Here is an 18,231-nt window from a genome sequence, read left to right on the forward strand (position 1 = left end):
GAGAAGAAATAAGCCAGAAAAGAAAAAGAGGATCCATAGAAATCACTAATGATAATATAGAGAAAATCGATTTTACCTTTTCGGCCGCTTCTGACAAAATATAATTGCATTGATAAATACCTATGTTATAAAATAAATCTTTATAGGATGTTTATTAGGTAAAATGGTTGCAATCATTTTTTAATCGTTAAAATATTGAAGGAGGAAGAAGATGAAAACAGAAGTGAGTGTTCAACAAATCAGAAAAGATGCAGAAGATATGTTTCGGGCAGGGAAATATTACTGTTCGGAGGCCATTGTAGCATCCATCAAAAAGAACTTTGAACTGGATATGCCGGATGAGATGATTGCCATGGCCTCAGGATTTCCGGTGGGAATCGGAAAATCAAAATGCACCTGTGGTGCTGTAACAGGAGGAATTATTACCTTAGGATATTTTTTTGGCAGAACAGAAGGCACCAATCCTAAAGATCCCAAAAGTGTAAAAACCTTGGAATTGGCTTATGAATTACAGGATGATTTTAAGAAGAACCATAAAATTCTATGTTGTAGCGTATTAACCAAAGGGATGGACATGGCCTCAGGAGAGCATAAGGAACAGTGTATTTCCTTTACCGGTGAAGTAGCTGAAAATGCGGCACGTATTATTGTAAGGGAAAAAGGTTTTGTTAATACAGATGAGATGGACAAGAAAGAGGTGTAGGTAATGAAAGCATTGCTTCAAAAATTGCCGCTACCTATTTCCGGATTAATGCTGGGACTGGCAGCTCTTGGAAACCTGCTGGGAACTTACCATATGGGGATTCGTTCTTTGTTGGGCATCATGGCAGGCATTATTTTTATAGGATTGTTGCTTAAAATCCTTGTTTTTCCAGGCTGTTTGAAGGAAGGATTTTCGAATCCGGTGGTGGCCTGTATTATGGCTACATTTCCCATGGGGATCATGCTTCTTAGCACCTATGTCCGACCATTTTTACCTGGGTTGGCCTTTGGTGCCTGGATGCTGGGGATTTTTATGAATGCCTTATTGGTCTTTTTGTTTACAAAAACCCACCTGATTCCCTTTTCCATTAAAAAGGTTTTTTCCAGCTATTTTGTGCTTTATGTAGGCATTGTGGTTGGAAGTGTGACAGCGCCTTTATATGGCATGCAATCCGTTGGGCAGATACTATTCTGGTTTGGACTGGCGGTATACCTTCCACTGATCCCTTTGGTAAGTTACCGGGTCTTTAAGGTAGGTGGCATTCCAGAACCGGCGCAGCCAGTAATCATTATTTATGCGGCACCGGCAAGCCTTTTATTGGCCGGCTATCTTAGTAGTTTTCCTGAAAAAAATCTGGGAATAGTGATCGGCCTTGGCACTTTGGCTTTTATGATGACGCTTTATGGTTTAAGTCAGATGCCAAGACTCTTGAAATTTCCCTTCTACCCCAGTTATTCCGCTTTTACGTTTCCCTTTGTGATCAGCGCCATTGCTTTTAACGGTATGACGGGCTTTCTTAGTGGACAAGGGTTTCAAACAGGGTGGATGGAACCAATAAGAATATTTCAGATTGCCTGGGCAACAGTCATGGTACTGTATGTTCTTTTCCGGTATGTTGGCTTTTTAAGTCATAAAGCACCGCAAACAGCCAGTCCGGAAAAAGCATAGAGCCAGTCAGTCTGGAAAACCGTAAAAGCATATCAATAGAAGCCTCAGCCTCCTGACAATGATCAGGGGACGGAGGCTTTTTTTAGACGAAAAATGACTTTGGAATGATGGAATGATGGAATGTTGGAATGTTGGAATGTTGGAACGGTTGTAGCTACTTTAATTAGCTGCTTTTTCAATATTAACCGCCGATACTTTTAGACCGGGAATCTTACAATACGGATCTAAGATTTCGCCATTGGTCAGGACATTGGCACCATTGCCCCAATGAAAAGGCACAAACAGAACGCCTTCTTCCACTCGTTCCGTTACCATGGCTTTTACCGTAATACGACCTCTTGGAGAAGTGACCATCACCTCGTCACCGTTCTTAATACCTTTAGAAGCAGCTAAGGCAGGATGAATTTCCACATAATTATGGGGTGCGATCTGATTAATCCCCTCGGATTTATCGGTCATGGTTCTGGTATGGAAATGGTAAAGGATTCGACCGGTGGTCAGCACCTGTCCGTAATCTTTAAGGCCTAGTTCAGGGGATGCTTTCCATTCTACAGGCTTGAACAAACCGGCTCCCCGGGCAATGCTTCCCTGATGCAGAATTGGTGTTCCCGGATGCTCAGCCGTTGGACATGGCCAGGAAAGCCCTTCCTTTTCTATACGTTCATAAGAAATGCCTGCGTAAGAAGGTGTCACCTGACGAATTTCTTCAAAAATAGCTTCCGCACCGCTGTAATTGGCTTCTAAACCGAAACCTTTCAGCAACTGAGATAAAATCCACCAGTCTGGTTTTGCTTCTCCTGGCGGGGGGACAGCCTTACGAACTCGTTGTACTCGTCGCTCTGTATTGGTAAAGGTTCCTTCTTTTTCCGCAAAAGCAGCGGCTGGAAGCACGACATCGGCTAAGGCGGCTGTTTCTGTCAAGAAGATATCCTGTACTACCAGGAAGGCTTTTTCTAACCCTTTTTTAACATGCTGAGTGTCCGGGTCAGAAACCATCGGATTTTCACCAGTGATATAAAGCATTTTTACTGTATCTTCGGCAGCCGCAGGAATGGCTTCTGTTACAGTCAAGCCTTTATTCTCTGGAAGCTGAACGCCCCAAGCCTCTTGGAATTTTTTGCGGGTTTCTGCCGCATCTATTTTCTGATATCCAGTCATAACAATTGGAAGTGCGCCCATATCACAGGCACCCTGCACATTGTTCTGACCTCTCAAAGGATTCACACCCGTTCCGGGTTTACCGATATTGCCTGTTACCAGTGCCAGGTTAGAAAGGCTCATGACATTTTCTGTACCGTTGACATGCTGAGTGATTCCCATGGAATAGATAATACTAGAAGCGCCGGAAGAAGCATACATCCGGGCAGCTTGTCTGATATCCTCTGCCGGAACCTGACAGATGTCAGCGGCCCATTCCGGGGTGCACTTTTTCACAGACGCTTTCAAGGAGTCGAAACCTTCTGTTTGTTGGTGAATGAAAGCTGTATTCTCTAGCCCTTCTTCAAGGATAACATGAATCATGGCATTGGAAAGGGCAACGCTGGATCCGGGATAAATCTGCAGAAACAGGTCAGCATCTTCTGCCAGTTCGATGGCACGTGGATCCGCAACGATGATTTTGCTTCCTTGCTTTTGCGCCTGACGAATATAAGCACCCATCACCGGATGGGCTTCCGTTGTATTGGAGCCGGTAATAAAGATTAGGTTTGCCTGACGAACATCAGCCATCGGATTGGTCATAGCACCACTTCCTAAAGTGGTTGCCAGACCAGCGACGGTAGAGGCATGGCATAAACGGGCGCAGTGATCAATATGATTGGTACCGATAGCGCCACGCATCAGTTTGTTCATTAGATAATTTTCTTCATTAGTAATACGGGCGGAGGAAAAGCCAGCGATGGCTTCAGCACCATAACCCTGTTTGACTTCCTCTACTTTATTAATAATCACTGAAAAGGCTTCTTCCCACTGAACAGGTACTAAAGTGCCGTTTTTACGAATAAGAGGCTGAGTCAGCCGATCCGGATGGTGAATAAAATCATGGGCAAAGCGACCCTTTACACAAAGCAATCCTTCATTGGCAGCTCCTTTGGCTGGTTGCACTTCCACTACCCGATTGTCTTTTACCACCAAATTCATCTGACATCCTACACCGCAGTAAGCACAGGTAGTTTTAACTTCTTTGGTTTCCCAATACCGATACTTTACAGGTCTTTTGGGTTCTAAGGCGCCAACCGGGCAATAAGACACACAGTTACCGCAGGAAACACAGTTGGATTCTTCTAGTGACACCTGGAAAGGTGGTGCAATATGGGTGTTAAATCCGCGATCAACAAAACTGAGGGTATGATTGCATTGAAGCTGATTACAGACATGCACACAAAGACCACAGTTAATGCATTTATTTTGGTCACTGATGTAAAAAGGATTACGGCTATCAAGGGGATAATTTTTTACTTCTCCATCATAAGATGTTTTCTCCACATCGTACTGATAGCAAAGATCCTGTAATTTGCATTTTCCGGACTTTCCACAGGTCATGCAGTCTAGAGGATGATTTGCCAGGATTAAATCCAAAATTTCCCGGCGAGCTTCTACCACGGCGGGGCTTTCAGTTTCGATCTTCATTCCTTCAGAAACTGGTGTGGAACAGGCCGCCGCCAGCTTAGGACTATCGTTTACCTGAACACTGCAAATGCGACATGCTCCTTCCGGTCTTATCCGCTCGTCATGACAAAAGGTAGGAACCAAGGCTCCTGCCTTTTTTGCAGCCTGAAGCATGGTACTTCCTTCTTTAATCTGGACAACCTGCCCATTAATTGTACATGTAATCATCTTTCAATCACCCTTTCATTGATTATTCGCATGTGTGACATCCTTTCTTTGGTTTTGAATGGTTAGAGAGCTCCTGAAATACTGTCTGAATTGTTAATTAATTCACATTTTAGTGTAGCATAGCCTTACAGAACAAACCAATAAAAATATTTGATAGAAGGATGGGTTTTGTTGATAAGGGCAGAAAAAGAATCATTTGGCTTTTAGTGATTCAAAATATAAGGTAAAATGAAGAGAAAGCCGTTAAAGAATGAAGAAAAAGCCGTTAAAGAATGAAGAGAGAACCAGGATAAGTTATTTGATGGATAGAAAAATGGGTATAACTCTTTCCGCAGGAATACAGAAAAGAAAGGAAATTATGATGATTCGAGAAAATACAGATTTGAAAAGCCTTCAGAAACAGTTGGAAGAACTACCAAAAGAAACGGTTATCGGAGAGTTTGCCGGTCGGGATAGTGTGGCGGCGATTATGGAAGCCTTAAAATCACCGGAGATCAACCATGTATTACCAGTGGTGACCTTTGCTCCTACGGAATATGGCAGCGAGAAAGAACTGGAGATCAACCATCAACGAATGGTGGAGCGGGTTCAGAAGCTTTATGGTGAAAAAAAGAAAATATATCCACTGATCTACGATAGTTCTTTACCGCTGTGGCGTATTTTGAATGGACGTAACCTTATGAGTTTGCAACAGGAATACGGGTTTTACACACCCTGTATTGGATGCCATACTTATTTTCATTTAGCAAGAATTCCGCTGGCAAAAGCCTTAGGGAAAAAGATCATAGCGGGAGAACGGGAAAGTCATGGAGGAAAAATAAAAGTAAACCAGTTGAAAGTCTGTCTGGACAGCTATCAAAGCATACTGGAAGCTTTAGGCGTAGAACTGTTACTGCCGATCCGGAAAATGGAAAAGGATGAACTGATTGAAGAGTTGATTGGATGGCCCTGGGCAGCAGAAGAAGAACAGCCAGTATGCCTTTTTAGCGGCAATTACCGAAATCATGAAGGAAAGGCCATCTATGATCTGGAGAAAATTCGTCATTTTCTTAAAACCTATCTGGAACCTCTGGCCATTACCTTAGGAAAACATTATGAGCAACAGCCGGATATAAAGGAAAAAGAACTAGAACGTATCTACACAAACTGGGAGGCACAACGATGAAAACCATATTGGTACTGCTGGACGGTTTATCAGATCGTCCTCAAAAAGAATTAAAGGGAAAAACTCCTTTACAGGCTGCTCATACGCCGAATATGGACGCTTTAGCCGCTCTTTCGGAAACCGGCACCATGATTCCCTGGAAACCGGGGATTCCTTTGGGAACAGAAGCCGCTCATTTTCATCTAATGGGCTATCCGATGGAAGATTTCCCAGGAAGAGGCATTATTAGTGCCTTGACGGTGGAAGAGGAACTGGAAGCCGATGCCCTCTATTTAATGAAAACCTGGGCTTATTTGAAAAAAACAGAGGAAGGCTACCGGGTACTTCAACGAGATCTGACGGATTTAACAGGAGAAGAAGTGTCAGCCCTCAGTCAATGCCTGCCTCGGGAGATGGATGGCATTTCCATCGAATGGCAGCAACAGGAAGGGCCTCACAGCCTGTTGAAACTCAAGGGGAAAGACCTGGACCACCGAGTATCCGACAGTGACCCCTTTTATCCACAAGGATGGTTGCATCAGGTGATGGCCTTTGAAACAGAGGATGAAAAAGCAATCAAAACCGCTGACTTTCTGAACCGTTACATCATAAAAACAATGGAAAGGCTGAAAAATCATCCGGTGAACCAAAAAAGAATCGCCGAGGGAAAAGAACCGGCCAACGGCATTCTCACCAAATGGGCTGGGAAAAAACCAGTGCTGGAGCCTTTTCAGCAGCGCTATGGCATGAAAGGTGTTATGCTGGCAGGCACCAAGCTCTTAAAAGGAGTAGCAAGGCTGACCGGCATGGATTATGTCCGGTACGAAAGCTTTCAGCAAGGGATTCGGTGGGCCTTAGAAGATAAGACCTATGATTATATTCATTTGCACAATAAAAAACCGGATGACGCATCTCATACCATGGGAGCTACAGCGAAAAAGAAAATCATAGAAACCATTGATCAAGAGTTAGGAATCCTGATCCAAGGGACAAAGGAAAAAATAGAAAAAGGAGAAATCCTTCTGATTCTTACCAGCGATCACACTACGGCCAGTGATGGAAAAATGATTCATACCGGCGATGCCGTACCGATTCTCTTTTGCGGCAAAACCCTTCGACCGGATGGGGTGAAAAAATTTGATGAAAAAAGCGTCAGCCAGGGAAGCCTTCGAATGAGTGGGTCAGACCTAATACCACTGATGATGAACTATACAGAAAGAAGCCTTTTTTATAGCTATCGGATGGGAGGGAAAGCCCTGCGCTACGTTCCCACTCATGTCCCTCGGTTAAAATAAGGAAGCTGACTCACCTTACGCAAACAACGAATACAACGGAAACCATTAAGATTAATGAAACCGTTCACATAGGGAAAACGGCTAACATAACTGAAACAAAGGAAAGCATGGCATACTCAAAAGCTATCGTAAGACTATCAGAAGGTGCTAATAAGGTGGTAATAAAGATGACAAACAACCTTTCTCAGGAAACCGAAAAAAAATACCAGGCATTGATCCATCAATTAAAAAACATGAAATCTGTTGCAGTAGCTTTTTCTGGTGGGGTAGACAGCTCCTTTTTGCTCCATGCGGCCCAAAAAGCGTTGAAAGATCAGGTAATAGCCATTACCGTTGTCGCTTCCCTGGTACCGGAGCATGAGCAGCAGCGGGCCATTCAAATGGCAAAAGAAACCGGAGTGCATCATATCTTGATGCCGGGGAAGGAAGAAGCAGAGCCGAAAATTGCGGAAAATTCTGTGGAAAGATGCTATTACTGTAAAAAACACCTTTTTACCATGATGGAACAAAGAGCCATAGAAGAAGGCTACGTTGTATTGGTGGACGGAACCAATATAGATGACGCCCAGGATTACCGGCCGGGAAGAAAAGCTCTGAAGGAGCTGGGGATTAGAAGCCCATTGGAAGAAGTTGGTCTTACCAAAGAAGAAATACGGCAACTTTCCAAAGCCGCAGGATTATCCAGTTGGAATTTACCGGCCATGGCCTGTCTGGCTTCCCGCATTCCTTATGGAACCCGAATTACAAAAGAAAAACTAAAGCGTATTGAAACCTGTGAAGCCCTCCTATTAAGGCTGGGATACCGGGAATTACGGGTAAGAGATCATGATCAGGTGGCACGCATTGAGCTAAATCCAGCGGAAATGACCAAATTCTTACAGTCCGGGCATCAGGAAGAAATCATCCGCTCTTTCAAAGCCGCCGGTTTTAAGTATGTCACCCTGGATCTGGAAGGCTATCGGATGGGAAGCTTGAATGAAGGAAAGGTGGAAAAGCAGTTAAAAGTTAAAAGTTAAAAGTTAAAAGTTAAAAGATAAAAGGTGGAAGGTGAAAAGTGAAAGGGCAGTTAGAAGGGCAGTTAGAAGAGCAGTTAAAAGTTAAAAAATAAAAGTTAATAGGTAATAGGTATGAGTTAAGTTTAATACCTGAAAAAGCAGGTTATAAAGTCTCTTCTCCACCACTGAAGTACAGGGAAAGATTTAATGAAAGACAGGCACTTTGGGGACGGCCCACTGTGCCGGGAAAGGAAAATGGACAATGAAAGAAAAAGAACTGACCCAATTGCTGGAACAGTATAAGTATGAGGAATTACCTGTGGAGCAGGTGGTAAAAGAGCTGAAAAAAGCCCCTTTTGCCAACCTGGACTATGCCCGGATTGACCATCATCGTGGCCTTCGGAATGGTGCCAGTGAAGTGATTTACTGCCAGGGAAAAACCCTGGAACAAGTTCAGGGAATTGTCGCCCATATGCTTGAAAAAGGAGGAGCAAACATTCTGGGAACCCTGGCAACGGCAGAAATGGCGGAGGCGGTTCGTCAAGTGACCTCAGAAGTGGCCTATTACCAGGATGCCCGACTGTTTGTGGCCAACCCTAAGAATGGACCAAAAACCAGCAACAAGATCCTGGTGGTTACGGGAGGAACGGCAGATATTCCGGTAGCTGAAGAAGCAGCGATCACGGCCGAAACCCTGGGAAATCAAGTTGAACGGCTCTATGATGTAGGAGTCGCCGGACTCCATCGGCTTACTTCTCAACTGGATATCCTGCTGGAAGCCAATGTGGTGATCGCCGTTGCCGGTATGGAAGGTGCTCTTGCCAGTGTGGTAGGAGGGCTGGTGGATAAACCGGTGATCGCTGTTCCTACCAGTGTTGGCTACGGTGCCAGCTTTGGCGGGGTTTCTGCCCTGCTAACCATGTTGAATTCCTGTGCTTCCGGCGTAAGCGTGGTTAACATAGATAATGGCTTTGGCGCCGCTTATCTAGCCAGCATGATTAATCATATGAGCGAGAAATAAAGAAAGAAACAACGTAACAGCACAGAAGCACAGAAGCACAGAAGAAACAAAGGAGGATCAAGATGAATCTTTTATATATAGACTGTTTTGCTGGCATCAGCGGCGATATGACGCTAGGCGCTTTTTTAGACTTGGGCGTTAGCGAAAAAGTTCTCCGGGATGGATTTGCCCAGTTAAAAGGGGTGAGTGGTTATCGGTTGAAAATTGAAAAAACCATTAAAAATGGTATTACCGGAACAAAAGTCGATATTATCTTAAACGAGGAAAGTGACCACACTCATGATCATGACAAAGGGGAAGACCATCCTCACGAACATCGCCATGACAACAGCCACAGTCACAGCCACAGCCATGATGTCAATCTGGAAACCGTGGAGAAAATCATTGAAGACAGTGGACTGGCTGATGAGGTGAAAGCGTTAAGTAAAAAAATATTTCGCTATGTGGCAGAAGCCGAGGCAAAGGTTCATGGAAAACCCTTGGAAGCCGTCCATTTTCATGAAGTAGGAGCCGTGGATTCCATTTTGGATATTGTTGGAACGGCTATTTGTCTTTCAGCTCTGAAAGTAGATCACATCATCGCATCACCTCTACACACCGGAACGGGTTTTGTTCACTGTCAACATGGGAAAATACCCGTACCAGTACCGGCCACCATGGAAATCTTAAAAGAAAACCAGATTCCCTTCTATAGCACCGGGATTCAGAAAGAATTGGTAACTCCCACCGGCGCCGCTATTGTAGCTGGTCTGGCAGATGCCTTTGGTCCCATGCCGGAAATGGAAGCCCGGGCCATCGGCTATGGAGCCGGAACGAGAGAACTGGAAATTCCTAACCTTCTTCGGATGGTAATGGGGAAAAAAAAAAAGATCCGGAAGCAGTGCTGATCCTAGAAGCTAATATCGATGATACCACCGGCGAAATGATGGGCTATACCATGGAAAAGCTGTTACAGGCCGGTGCTTTAGACGTAAGCTTCACACCGATTTACATGAAAAAAAACCGACCGGCTATCAAGCTGGAAGTGATGGGGGAGGAAGAAAACCATGACCGGCTACAGGAACTGATATTAACCGAAACCTCCACGATTGGTCTTCGTATCCGAAAAGCCCGGCGGCTAGTCATGAAGCGAAAAAGCATTCCTGTAGAAACGGAATTTGGCACCATTTCAGTAAAAGAAGCCAGATGGAAGCAGATTGTAAAATATGCACCAGAATACGAAGATTGTCGAAAAGCCGCCCAGGAACATGGGGTTTCCCTGGCAGAAGTATATCGAAAAGCAGAAGAAGCTTGTCATCAGAAAGAGGAGGGAAAGAAATGACCGTTGAATTAGTTCATGCGTCACGGAATCGATTTGTTGAAAATATTTATCGTGGTGATGTGGTGGTGGTGAATGAAAAAGGGGATATCCTTTTTGAACTGGGGAACGGAAAGAAGACCACTTATTGGCGATCCTCAGCAAAACCCTTTCAGGTATTGCCCTTTGTAGAAGCCGGCGGCATGGAAACCTTCCGGATAACCGGCGAAGAACTGGCGCTGATGTGTGCTTCTCATGGTGGAGAACCGGAGCATGTGGAAAAAGTCAGAGGACTGTTGGAAAAAATTGGCTTTGGCGAAGAAGACCTGCGTTGCGGAGCCGCTTCACCCATGTACCAGCCAGCCGCCAAAAAAATACTTCAACAACAGCAATTCTGGACAGCTCTGCATAATTGTTGTTCCGGAAAGCATGCAGGGATGCTAGCGATGGCCGCCTTAAAAAACTATCCCACGGAAAAATACGAAGTTATCAGCCATCCGGTGCAACAGGAAGCTTTACAGGTAGCGGCGGATTTTACAGAAATGGAGGCAACCGAAATTGGGATAGGCGTGGATGGCTGCGGTGCTCCGATTTACTATTTATCCTTGGATAAAATGGCAAAAGCCTATGCCCGGCTTTCTCAACCCGAAGCCATCCATCCAGAGTCAAGAGCAAAAGCCATCACAACCATAGGGAAGGCGATGACAGACCATGCCTGGTATGTAGCCGGCACCGGAAGATTGGATACCGTGCTGATGGAAGTGAGTAAAGGCAGACTCCTGGCAAAGCTGGGAGCCGACGGGGTTTACGGCGTCAGTGTGATGGGGGAAGGCATAGGGATTTCTCTGAAGATTGAAAGCGGCGTGATCCGAGCAATTGAGCCGGTCATCGTGGAACTTTTACGCCGACTAAGCTTTATTAGTGACGCAGAAGCCCTTGAAATGGAACATCGGTTGGATTTTGCTATCTATAATCATCGAAAAGAGGTCATTGGTGTTCTGAAACCTGTGTTTTAAGGGATAAGATGGGATAAGAGGACAGGAACCAGAATCATCCTGGTGAAAAGGAGGCAACCTACATGGGATCGGAATCAAAAAAACTTATCTATTGCATCCTTTCACTTCTGATAGTGTTGAGCGGAAAATGGATAACACCTCCGGAAGGCTTACCGCAGGAAGGACTGATCATGCTACTGATTGCACTGGCCGCCGCCTTTTTATGGATGACAGAAGCCGTAGCCATCGGGGTAACCGGTCTGGTGATTATCCTCTTTCAGTCCCTTTTTGGGATTCTGCCGATAGGGGAAGCGCTAGCCTATATTGCCAGCCCTGTTAACGCGGTGGTGCTGGTAGGTTATTTACTGGCAGGCTCCTTGGTAAATTCTGGGATGGATCAACGGCTGAGTTTAACGATTATTTCAAAAATGGGTGAAAAGACCAGCCACCTAATGCTGGGAATGATGGCAGCGACAGCTTTTTTGTCCATGTGGATGTCTAACACCGCCACCGTAGCCATTATGGTGCCCATTGGCACCGGAATTCTAAAAATGGCTGGCGGCCAGCCCTTAAAAAGCAATTATGGAAAAGCTCTTTTTATTGGAGTGGCTTTTTCGGCCAATATCGGAGGGATGGGTACCCCTACGGGGACACCGGCAAATCCGATAGCCATCGCATTGCTTAGTCATTTAGCCGGCATTGAACTGTCCTTTCTGGACTGGACAGCCCGGGCATTGCCCATGGTGATCCTTCTGCTACCTATCTCCTGGATATTGCTGAGAAAAGTGTACCCACCGGAAATAGACAGGGTAGAAGGAGGGCTGGAAGCCGTAGAGTCCCAACTCGCCGAAATGGGAGCCGTCAGCAGGGAAGAAAAACGGGTGCTGTTTTTGTTTGGAACGGCCATTACCCTATGGCTCTCCGATTCGTTTCTTTCCTTTCTTCCGGAAGGTTGGCTTTATATTGTCGCTGTGTTTCTGACTATCTGGATAGTCATGCCAAAGATCGGGCACCTTCACTGGCAGGAAGCTCAACAACGGATCGGATGGGACGTTTTATTTCTGGTAGGAGGAGGACTCTCTATGGGTGCCGGACTGCAAACCACCGGAGCTATTCCATGGATTGCTGCTTTGTTGGAAAATAGTTTTGGAACCATGCCCCAGGCACTGGCGGTTCTTGCCATGTCAGCCATCACCGCTTTAGGCATCACCATTTTCTGCAGTCTTTCTGGTACAGCCACCACCTTTGTGCCCATTGCCATTGGACTCGCCCTTACCTTTGGCTGGGATCCTGTTCTATTTGCATTGACAGCCGGTATTTCCAGCTCCTTTGCCTATTTACTGCCTGCTAACGCCGCACCTAATGCCGTATCTTACGGAGCTGGTTATTTTCGCACTTTGGATATGGTCAAGGCCGGCGTTTTGATGATGCTGGTCAGTGTGGCGGTGATGGGCCTGGTCGGTGCTTTCTTATTGCCACATCTGTTTTCGTAGAACTTAGCTAGGACAGATCAATGGTTGATGTTCAGTGGATAAAAAATTTAGATGATTAAAAATTTCCTCAAGTGGTAAAATCCTTAGTAGGTGTGCTGACGCATCAAGACAACCATAGGAGGTGCTCATTTTGGAAAGCTTATTGTATAGTTTTTTAGCCGGATCTTCTACCGCCATCGGAGCCATTGTTTTACTGTTCTTTGGACCACCGGGGAAAAAAACCATGGCCTCTTTACTAGGTTTTGCCGGTGGTATTATGCTGGCCCTGTCCGTTTTTGAATTAATGCCGGAAGCCCTGGAGCTGGGAAGCATGGCGGCTGTCCTTGGAGGATTTCTTCTTGGCTGCGGAATGATGTTTGGGGTAGATCGGGTACTGCCTCATGCTCATATGTCAGAAAGTGAAAATTTGGAGATTGAAAATCCGGAAAATTTTCCTGAAAACAAGAACGCTTCCGTTCTTCGGACCGGCTATTTGATTTTTTTTGGCATTGCGTTACATAATGTTCCAGAAGGCCTTGCCATTGGTGCCGGCCTGGAAGCTAGTCCGGAATTAGGGCTTTTTATTGCCATTGCCATTGGTTTGCACAATATCCCGGAAGGCTTAGCCGTAGCCGGACCTTTACGGGCAGGCGGGATGGCCGGAGGAAAAGTAGTGCTGTTTACCCTAAGTGCTGGTTTGATGACGGTTGTAGGAACGTCCATTGGATTACTCTTGTTTAATATCTCTCCCCTGCTTATTGCTGGCTCCTTAGCCTTTGCCGCTGGTGCCATGGTGTATATTGTTAACGATGAACTGATTCCTCAGGCAAATGGCATGCACAGCCACCTAGCCAATGCCGGCCTGATTGTAGGGATGTTGCTTGGATTTGTTATTTTTTAAGGCGAAAAGTGCCCCTACCCAAAATGGGTAGGGGACATTTTTGAAAAACCACCCCTTTTGTGTGTGTGATCCTTTCGTCGAAACAGATATAATGACGCTGAACACACTGGAAAAATAATATGGGAAACAGGAAGTGGGTGGTGGCGGTGGAACAAGTAATGGTAGGGTCTTTATTGATCTTAATTGTCTTGGTGGCGGCTTGGCTGCTAGTGGTATACAATCGGATGATGAATTTAATGAGTGTGATGATGGAACAGCGCCGATCCATTGAAAAACACTGCCGAATCCGTCGGGAATATAGAGAGGAAAGTGAAAATAAAGTGGAGGGAGACGTAAAAGGAGAAGTGGAAGTGGAACTAGAAGATCCTAAGGGGAAAACGATTGCGAAGGGTGATGGGCATTTGGAGATGAAGCAAATGGAAAAAAAGCTGAAAGAGCTGGATAGTCGTATTGCCAACCTTCAGAGAAGACGGGAAAAAACCGTCGCAGAATTTCAGCATTTTTGTCGGTCCTCCTGGGTAAAACCGGCACTGCTGATTATGGGCGTAAAAAATCCGGAAAAAAGCCTTCAGGAAACGGAAGTGATTGCTTCTGAAAAAAAATAATGGAGACAAATGATAAAAAACAATGGAAAAAATAGGCCATTTGTCATATGATAGAGAGAAAGCATTGGAAAGCATTCAATGGTTCCTTGGGAGGGACGTCCCATGTCGCAACAACAAAAGTACTCCATTGTCAGCATCTCTCTTTTCGCTGGGTGGTTGTTAAGTTTTCTTTTTGAGGGCGAAGTTCTTTATCAGCTAATGAATGCCACGGCTACGGAAGCAGAATGGATAGGATTACTGGCCATTGGCTTTCATTTTGTCGGGCTTTTTAGTTGTGGTTATTTTATTAAAAGATCTAGTGCTGCCAAAATGGTGATGATGGCTGGTATTGCCGTCTGTTTTGCCGGAAGTCTGATTTTTTTACTACCGTATTCCTCTCTTTGGTATCTATCAATGATTGCCATGTCTTATTATGCCGGGCTGGTGATTGCTTCCTGGGGATATTTTTTCAAATGGTCCACTCCTCGAGACCAGCGGTTACAGACAGCGGCAGATGTTTTGATTCTTTCCAATCTGTTGATGATGGTGGTCAATGTGATTACCAACCACCTTTCCATGTATGGGGGCTATGCCTTGTCCTCCCTATTGCTATTGCTGGCAATTCCTTTTATCTATCGACTGGATACGGAAATGGAAATGGATCGGTCAGAACCAGAGATGCTGGACAATCCGGGCATCAAAGAAACCATGGCCAAGCCCTTTATATACTTATGCGTGTTTATTGTAATTATTACCATCAATTCTGGCATTATGTATCAGGTAGTTCGCCCTACCTTTGCTCATTTAAGATTGCTGACAGCCTATTATTGGGTAGTTCCTTACCTGCTGGCCCTATTTATTCTTCGTAGCCTGCCAAAAGGCTTTAACCGAGCCCTGGCCCTTTATGTGGCCCTGGCCATGATGGGAATCAGTTATTTATTGTTAATGGCATTGGAACCAACGGTAAAAACCTATCTTCTGGTGAATACCTTTATGCTAGGTGCTTTTGGTGTTTTTGACCTTTTCTGGTGGAGTTTAATCGGAGATTTTCTGGATAGCAGCCGGGATGCTGCGAAAATCATGGGCATTGGCCTGTCGATGAATGTGCTGGGTATTTTGCTGGGTGGCATCGCAGGAAGCGTAATCACCGCCAATACGAATCAGTTGGACGAGTCTATTCTGGTAGCCTTAGGAGTCATCTTTATTGTCATGGTGTTAATGCCTGTTCTGAACAATCAATTAAATTGTTTTTTTGCAAACCATGATTTTGTGATGAACCTGGCTGGAGAAATCCAGTCAGAGGAATCTGTAGACCCACTGCAACCCTTCAAGAAAGCCTATCAGCTAACGGATCGGGAAGGCGAAATCATCGATTTACTGGTTCAGGGTTATACCTACAAAGGCATTTCTGAAAAGTTGGTGGTAAGTGAAAACACCATTAAATTTCATTCCCGGAATATTTATCAAAAGCTGCAAATCAATAATAAGATGGAACTGATCAAACTGATTAATCAAGAGCTAAAAGGATAGATCTGGCCTTAACCAGAGAACCCCAGAAGAGAACGGACAATCAAAACAAACATGACACAAAACAAGAGAATGGCATAAATCAATGCATCCCCAAAAATGATGGGCGCTTCATATTTTTGGACACAATAGGTGGCGAAACGGTCACAGGCTGTGATCATAGGACGGTAAAGAAATTTCTCCGCGCTGGCCCATGGGGGCAGATTCTTTTGAAATAAATGAAATCGTACTCCTGCAAACAAGAGTAATAGACCGGTTGAATAGGCCAGTAAAGAGCTGCTTAAGTTCTTCCACTGCCAGAAATTCATACCGGTTATTTTTATGTCTGTCATGGATGGGTCAAAGGCTAAATGCTGAGAAGCCGGTATTAGCACCCAGGTCATTAGCTGGTGAGGAAAAAGGCCAATCAAGAGAATGAATAAGCTGAGTATCCCCATGGAAAAATTCATCCATTGAGGATAAGCAGGTTTCTCTTTTAAAGAAACAGAAAAAGATTTCAGAAATACATGATAGAGAAACTTGGCCGCATAAGCTACGGTGCCCGCACTGGCGGCCTTGAAAAGTAAGCCGGCATAAGTCAGGGAAGCATGACCCGTTTCAGATGCTTCTGTCAGCCCCTGATACAAGACGGTTTTGCTGGCATACCCATTAAAACCGGGCATTCCCGTCATACCCATAAAAGCTATCAGTCCAAAAAAGAAAGTCAGTGGCATTTTTCGGTAAAGATTTCCCATTTTGTACATATTCGTTTCTTTGGTAGAAAAATAGACCGTAGCCGCTACTAAGATCCATAAAACCTTGTATAAAGAATGGTTTAACAAATGAAAGAAACTGCCGGCAAAGCCCCATATACCTTCATTGCCCAGATAAAAACCCAGCCCCAAACCAGTGACGATATAACCAATCTGGCTGATACTGCTATAAGCCAATAGACGTTTTACATGGCTCTGCATCAGAGCGGCTAAGGCACCAAAGGACATGGAGAGGAGCCCTAACCAAAGCAGAACAAAACCAACCCTTTGAAAAAACAAAGAAGGAAGCAGGGTTGAGACAGAAAAAAGATGGATCATTCCATAAATACCTACCTTGATCAATAGACCGGAAGACAGGGCAATAACGGCAAAAGGTGCCCCCGGATAAACCCGGGGCATCCAAAAATGAAAAGGCATTAAAGCCGCTTTTACACTAAAACCAGTCAATAGAAAGAAGGCAATGAGATAATTGATCCACCTCATTTCCCGGACAGCTTCACCTACAGCATCCCATTGAAGCTGACCGGTATATGCAACCAAAAGCAACAGTCCGGCAAGGACCAGCAAACCGCCGATAATACCCATGTAAATATAGACCGCACCAGCTTCTAACGATTCTTCTCCCCGGTGATAAACCATGAGAGCATAAGAAGCAAAGGTCATGATTTCAAAAAACAGGAAAAAGGTGAGTAAATCACCTGCCAGCAAAGTGCCGATGGTAGAGAGGTAAACCATGGTATAGAATAAATAATGAATGTCTTCACGACTAAAGGAACCGATCAACAACCATAAGACTCCGGTTAAGATTAAAAGCGGAAAGTTGACCGGATCAACCTGAAAAAACATTCCTTCCCCAAAAACACCCGGGATTTGATAATGAATAGGCTCGGATACCACTTCTGAATAAGTGGAAAGAAACATAAAGGTTAAGGTGAAAACATAGGCCTTGGCAGCACGACGTCGCACCTGACCTCGGGGACGATGCTTTAAAAGGAAAGGAAGGATCAATTCAAAAAAAAGAAAAAGCAAGGTAATGCCGGGAATACCAAACTGAATCATTAAACGTGGTAAGTTCAAAGCAGAGCTCCTTTCATCTTTAGAGTGTCCTGAAGCTTTCGGTATTCTATAAAAAGAGATTTTCCAAAGGGATGAACGGACTAAATAGAGAAGCCTTACTTTTTTTATACCACAAAAACAAGGAAAAACATCAAGGGTTTTCGGCAAGGGTTGCAAGAAGTTATGGAAAGAACATCGTTGCTAATAAGCTATTCTTTAGTAACGATTCAAGAAAAATTAATCGTCGAAGTGATGCAACCAATTTTGTAATAAAGCATCAGAACAGATAACCAATTAGTATGATTCAAGATATTAAGGAACGGATACTTACCACGACCCACCCGATTCAATCGTACCATCAAAATAATAAGGAACATCACCTAAGGTCAACACATATTCCCTGGCGATCTGGAAAGGCATCCTTCGGAGGCCAAAATCCTTATCGCTTAAAAAGTTTTCATTGTCATGCCCTTTCGTCAGCACCGTTATATCTTCAGGTAACTGGTACGTCCATATGGTCACTTCGACGTTATCCCTTTCCTTTGCTAAATATCCACGATTAGCGCGTAGTCCCGTATGTTTCACCAATCCCTTTTGTTCTTTTCCGTCAATAATCGTTGGGGTATAGAGGTTATGATTATTAATCTGAGAGGAGAAGGCTCTAGCATAACAACCGTGACGATCTGCGTATCCAAATTCATGGTTA

At 44.6% G+C, this 18,231-nt stretch carries 14 protein-coding genes and 1 pseudogene; 12 read left to right on the forward strand and 3 right to left on the reverse strand.

Going from position 1 to position 18,231, the window contains the following annotated elements; translation table 11 throughout:
- The first annotated feature begins 211 nt into the window (after positions 1-211).
- Together BLV55_RS11075 and BLV55_RS11080 are read left to right on the forward strand one after the other, a co-directional pair.
- Positions 212-703: a C-GCAxxG-C-C family (seleno)protein gene (locus BLV55_RS11075; protein WP_093314404.1), complete on the forward strand. Its 492-nt coding sequence runs from the start codon at positions 212-214 to the stop codon at positions 701-703.
- Positions 704-706: 3 nt separating this feature from the next.
- Positions 707-1,651 (forward strand): TDT family transporter, encoded by a 945-nt coding sequence (locus BLV55_RS11080; protein ID WP_093314406.1) that lies wholly within the window; start codon positions 707-709, stop codon positions 1,649-1,651.
- A 159-nt stretch (positions 1,652-1,810) separates the two neighbouring features.
- On the opposite strand, the gene fdhF is transcribed toward BLV55_RS11080, so the two are convergent.
- Positions 1,811-4,486, reverse strand: coding sequence for a formate dehydrogenase subunit alpha (gene fdhF / locus BLV55_RS11085; RefSeq protein ID WP_093314408.1), 2,676 nt, complete (start codon positions 4,484-4,486; stop codon positions 1,811-1,813).
- Between the two features lie 301 nt (positions 4,487-4,787).
- Between fdhF and BLV55_RS11090 the strand changes: the two genes are divergently transcribed.
- From BLV55_RS11090 to BLV55_RS11135, 10 genes and pseudogenes are all read left to right on the forward strand, one after another.
- Positions 4,788-5,651 carry a hypothetical protein gene (locus BLV55_RS11090; RefSeq protein WP_143033201.1) on the forward strand — a complete coding sequence of 288 codons (864 nt, stop codon included), beginning with the start codon at positions 4,788-4,790 and terminating at the stop codon, positions 5,649-5,651.
- Positions 5,648-6,925 (forward strand): alkaline phosphatase family protein, encoded by a 1,278-nt coding sequence (locus BLV55_RS11095; protein ID WP_093314412.1) that lies wholly within the window; start codon positions 5,648-5,650, stop codon positions 6,923-6,925. Before BLV55_RS11090 ends, BLV55_RS11095 begins: the two co-directional genes overlap by 4 nt.
- A gap of 167 nt (positions 6,926-7,092) precedes the next feature.
- Positions 7,093-7,941 (forward strand): ATP-dependent sacrificial sulfur transferase LarE, encoded by an 849-nt coding sequence (gene larE, locus BLV55_RS11100; RefSeq protein ID WP_093314414.1) that lies wholly within the window; start codon positions 7,093-7,095, stop codon positions 7,939-7,941.
- A 241-nt stretch (positions 7,942-8,182) separates the two neighbouring features.
- Positions 8,183-8,941: a nickel pincer cofactor biosynthesis protein LarB gene (gene larB, locus BLV55_RS11105; RefSeq protein ID WP_093314416.1), complete on the forward strand. Its 759-nt coding sequence runs from the start codon at positions 8,183-8,185 to the stop codon at positions 8,939-8,941.
- A gap of 107 nt (positions 8,942-9,048) precedes the next feature.
- Positions 9,049-10,262: pseudogene (gene larC, locus BLV55_RS11110) on the forward strand (nickel pincer cofactor biosynthesis protein LarC).
- On the forward strand, positions 10,259-11,254 hold the full coding sequence (locus tag BLV55_RS11115; protein WP_093314418.1) for an asparaginase: 996 nt from the start codon (positions 10,259-10,261) through the stop codon (positions 11,252-11,254). The pseudogene larC and the gene BLV55_RS11115 overlap by 4 nt, the downstream one beginning before the upstream one ends.
- A 62-nt stretch (positions 11,255-11,316) precedes the next feature.
- Complete coding sequence (locus tag BLV55_RS11120) at positions 11,317-12,726, forward strand: SLC13 family permease (RefSeq protein WP_093314420.1); 1,410 nt, start codon at positions 11,317-11,319, stop codon at positions 12,724-12,726.
- Between the two features lie 130 nt (positions 12,727-12,856).
- Positions 12,857-13,606 carry a ZIP family metal transporter gene (locus BLV55_RS11125; RefSeq protein WP_093314422.1) on the forward strand — a complete coding sequence of 250 codons (750 nt, stop codon included), beginning with the start codon at positions 12,857-12,859 and terminating at the stop codon, positions 13,604-13,606.
- A gap of 119 nt (positions 13,607-13,725) precedes the next feature.
- Positions 13,726-14,211: a hypothetical protein gene (locus BLV55_RS11130; protein ID WP_143033203.1), complete on the forward strand. Its 486-nt coding sequence runs from the start codon at positions 13,726-13,728 to the stop codon at positions 14,209-14,211.
- Between the two features lie 102 nt (positions 14,212-14,313).
- On the forward strand, positions 14,314-15,720 hold the full coding sequence (locus BLV55_RS11135; RefSeq protein WP_176968387.1) for a LuxR family transcriptional regulator: 1,407 nt from the start codon (positions 14,314-14,316) through the stop codon (positions 15,718-15,720).
- A gap of 8 nt (positions 15,721-15,728) precedes the next feature.
- Here the strand turns inward: BLV55_RS11135 and BLV55_RS11140 are convergent, their stop codons facing one another.
- Positions 15,729-17,546, reverse strand: a complete 1,818-nt coding sequence (locus BLV55_RS11140; protein ID WP_093314428.1) for a complex I subunit 5 family protein — start codon at positions 17,544-17,546, stop codon at positions 15,729-15,731.
- Positions 17,547-17,852: 306 nt separating this feature from the next.
- Positions 17,853-18,231, reverse strand: a 379-nt coding sequence (locus BLV55_RS14625; protein ID WP_176968389.1) for a hypothetical protein, incomplete at its 5' end; no start/stop codon positions are given.

The sequence above is a fragment of the Tindallia californiensis genome (assembly GCF_900107405.1).
GTDB lineage: Bacteria > Bacillota > Clostridia > Peptostreptococcales > Tindalliaceae > Tindallia > Tindallia californiensis.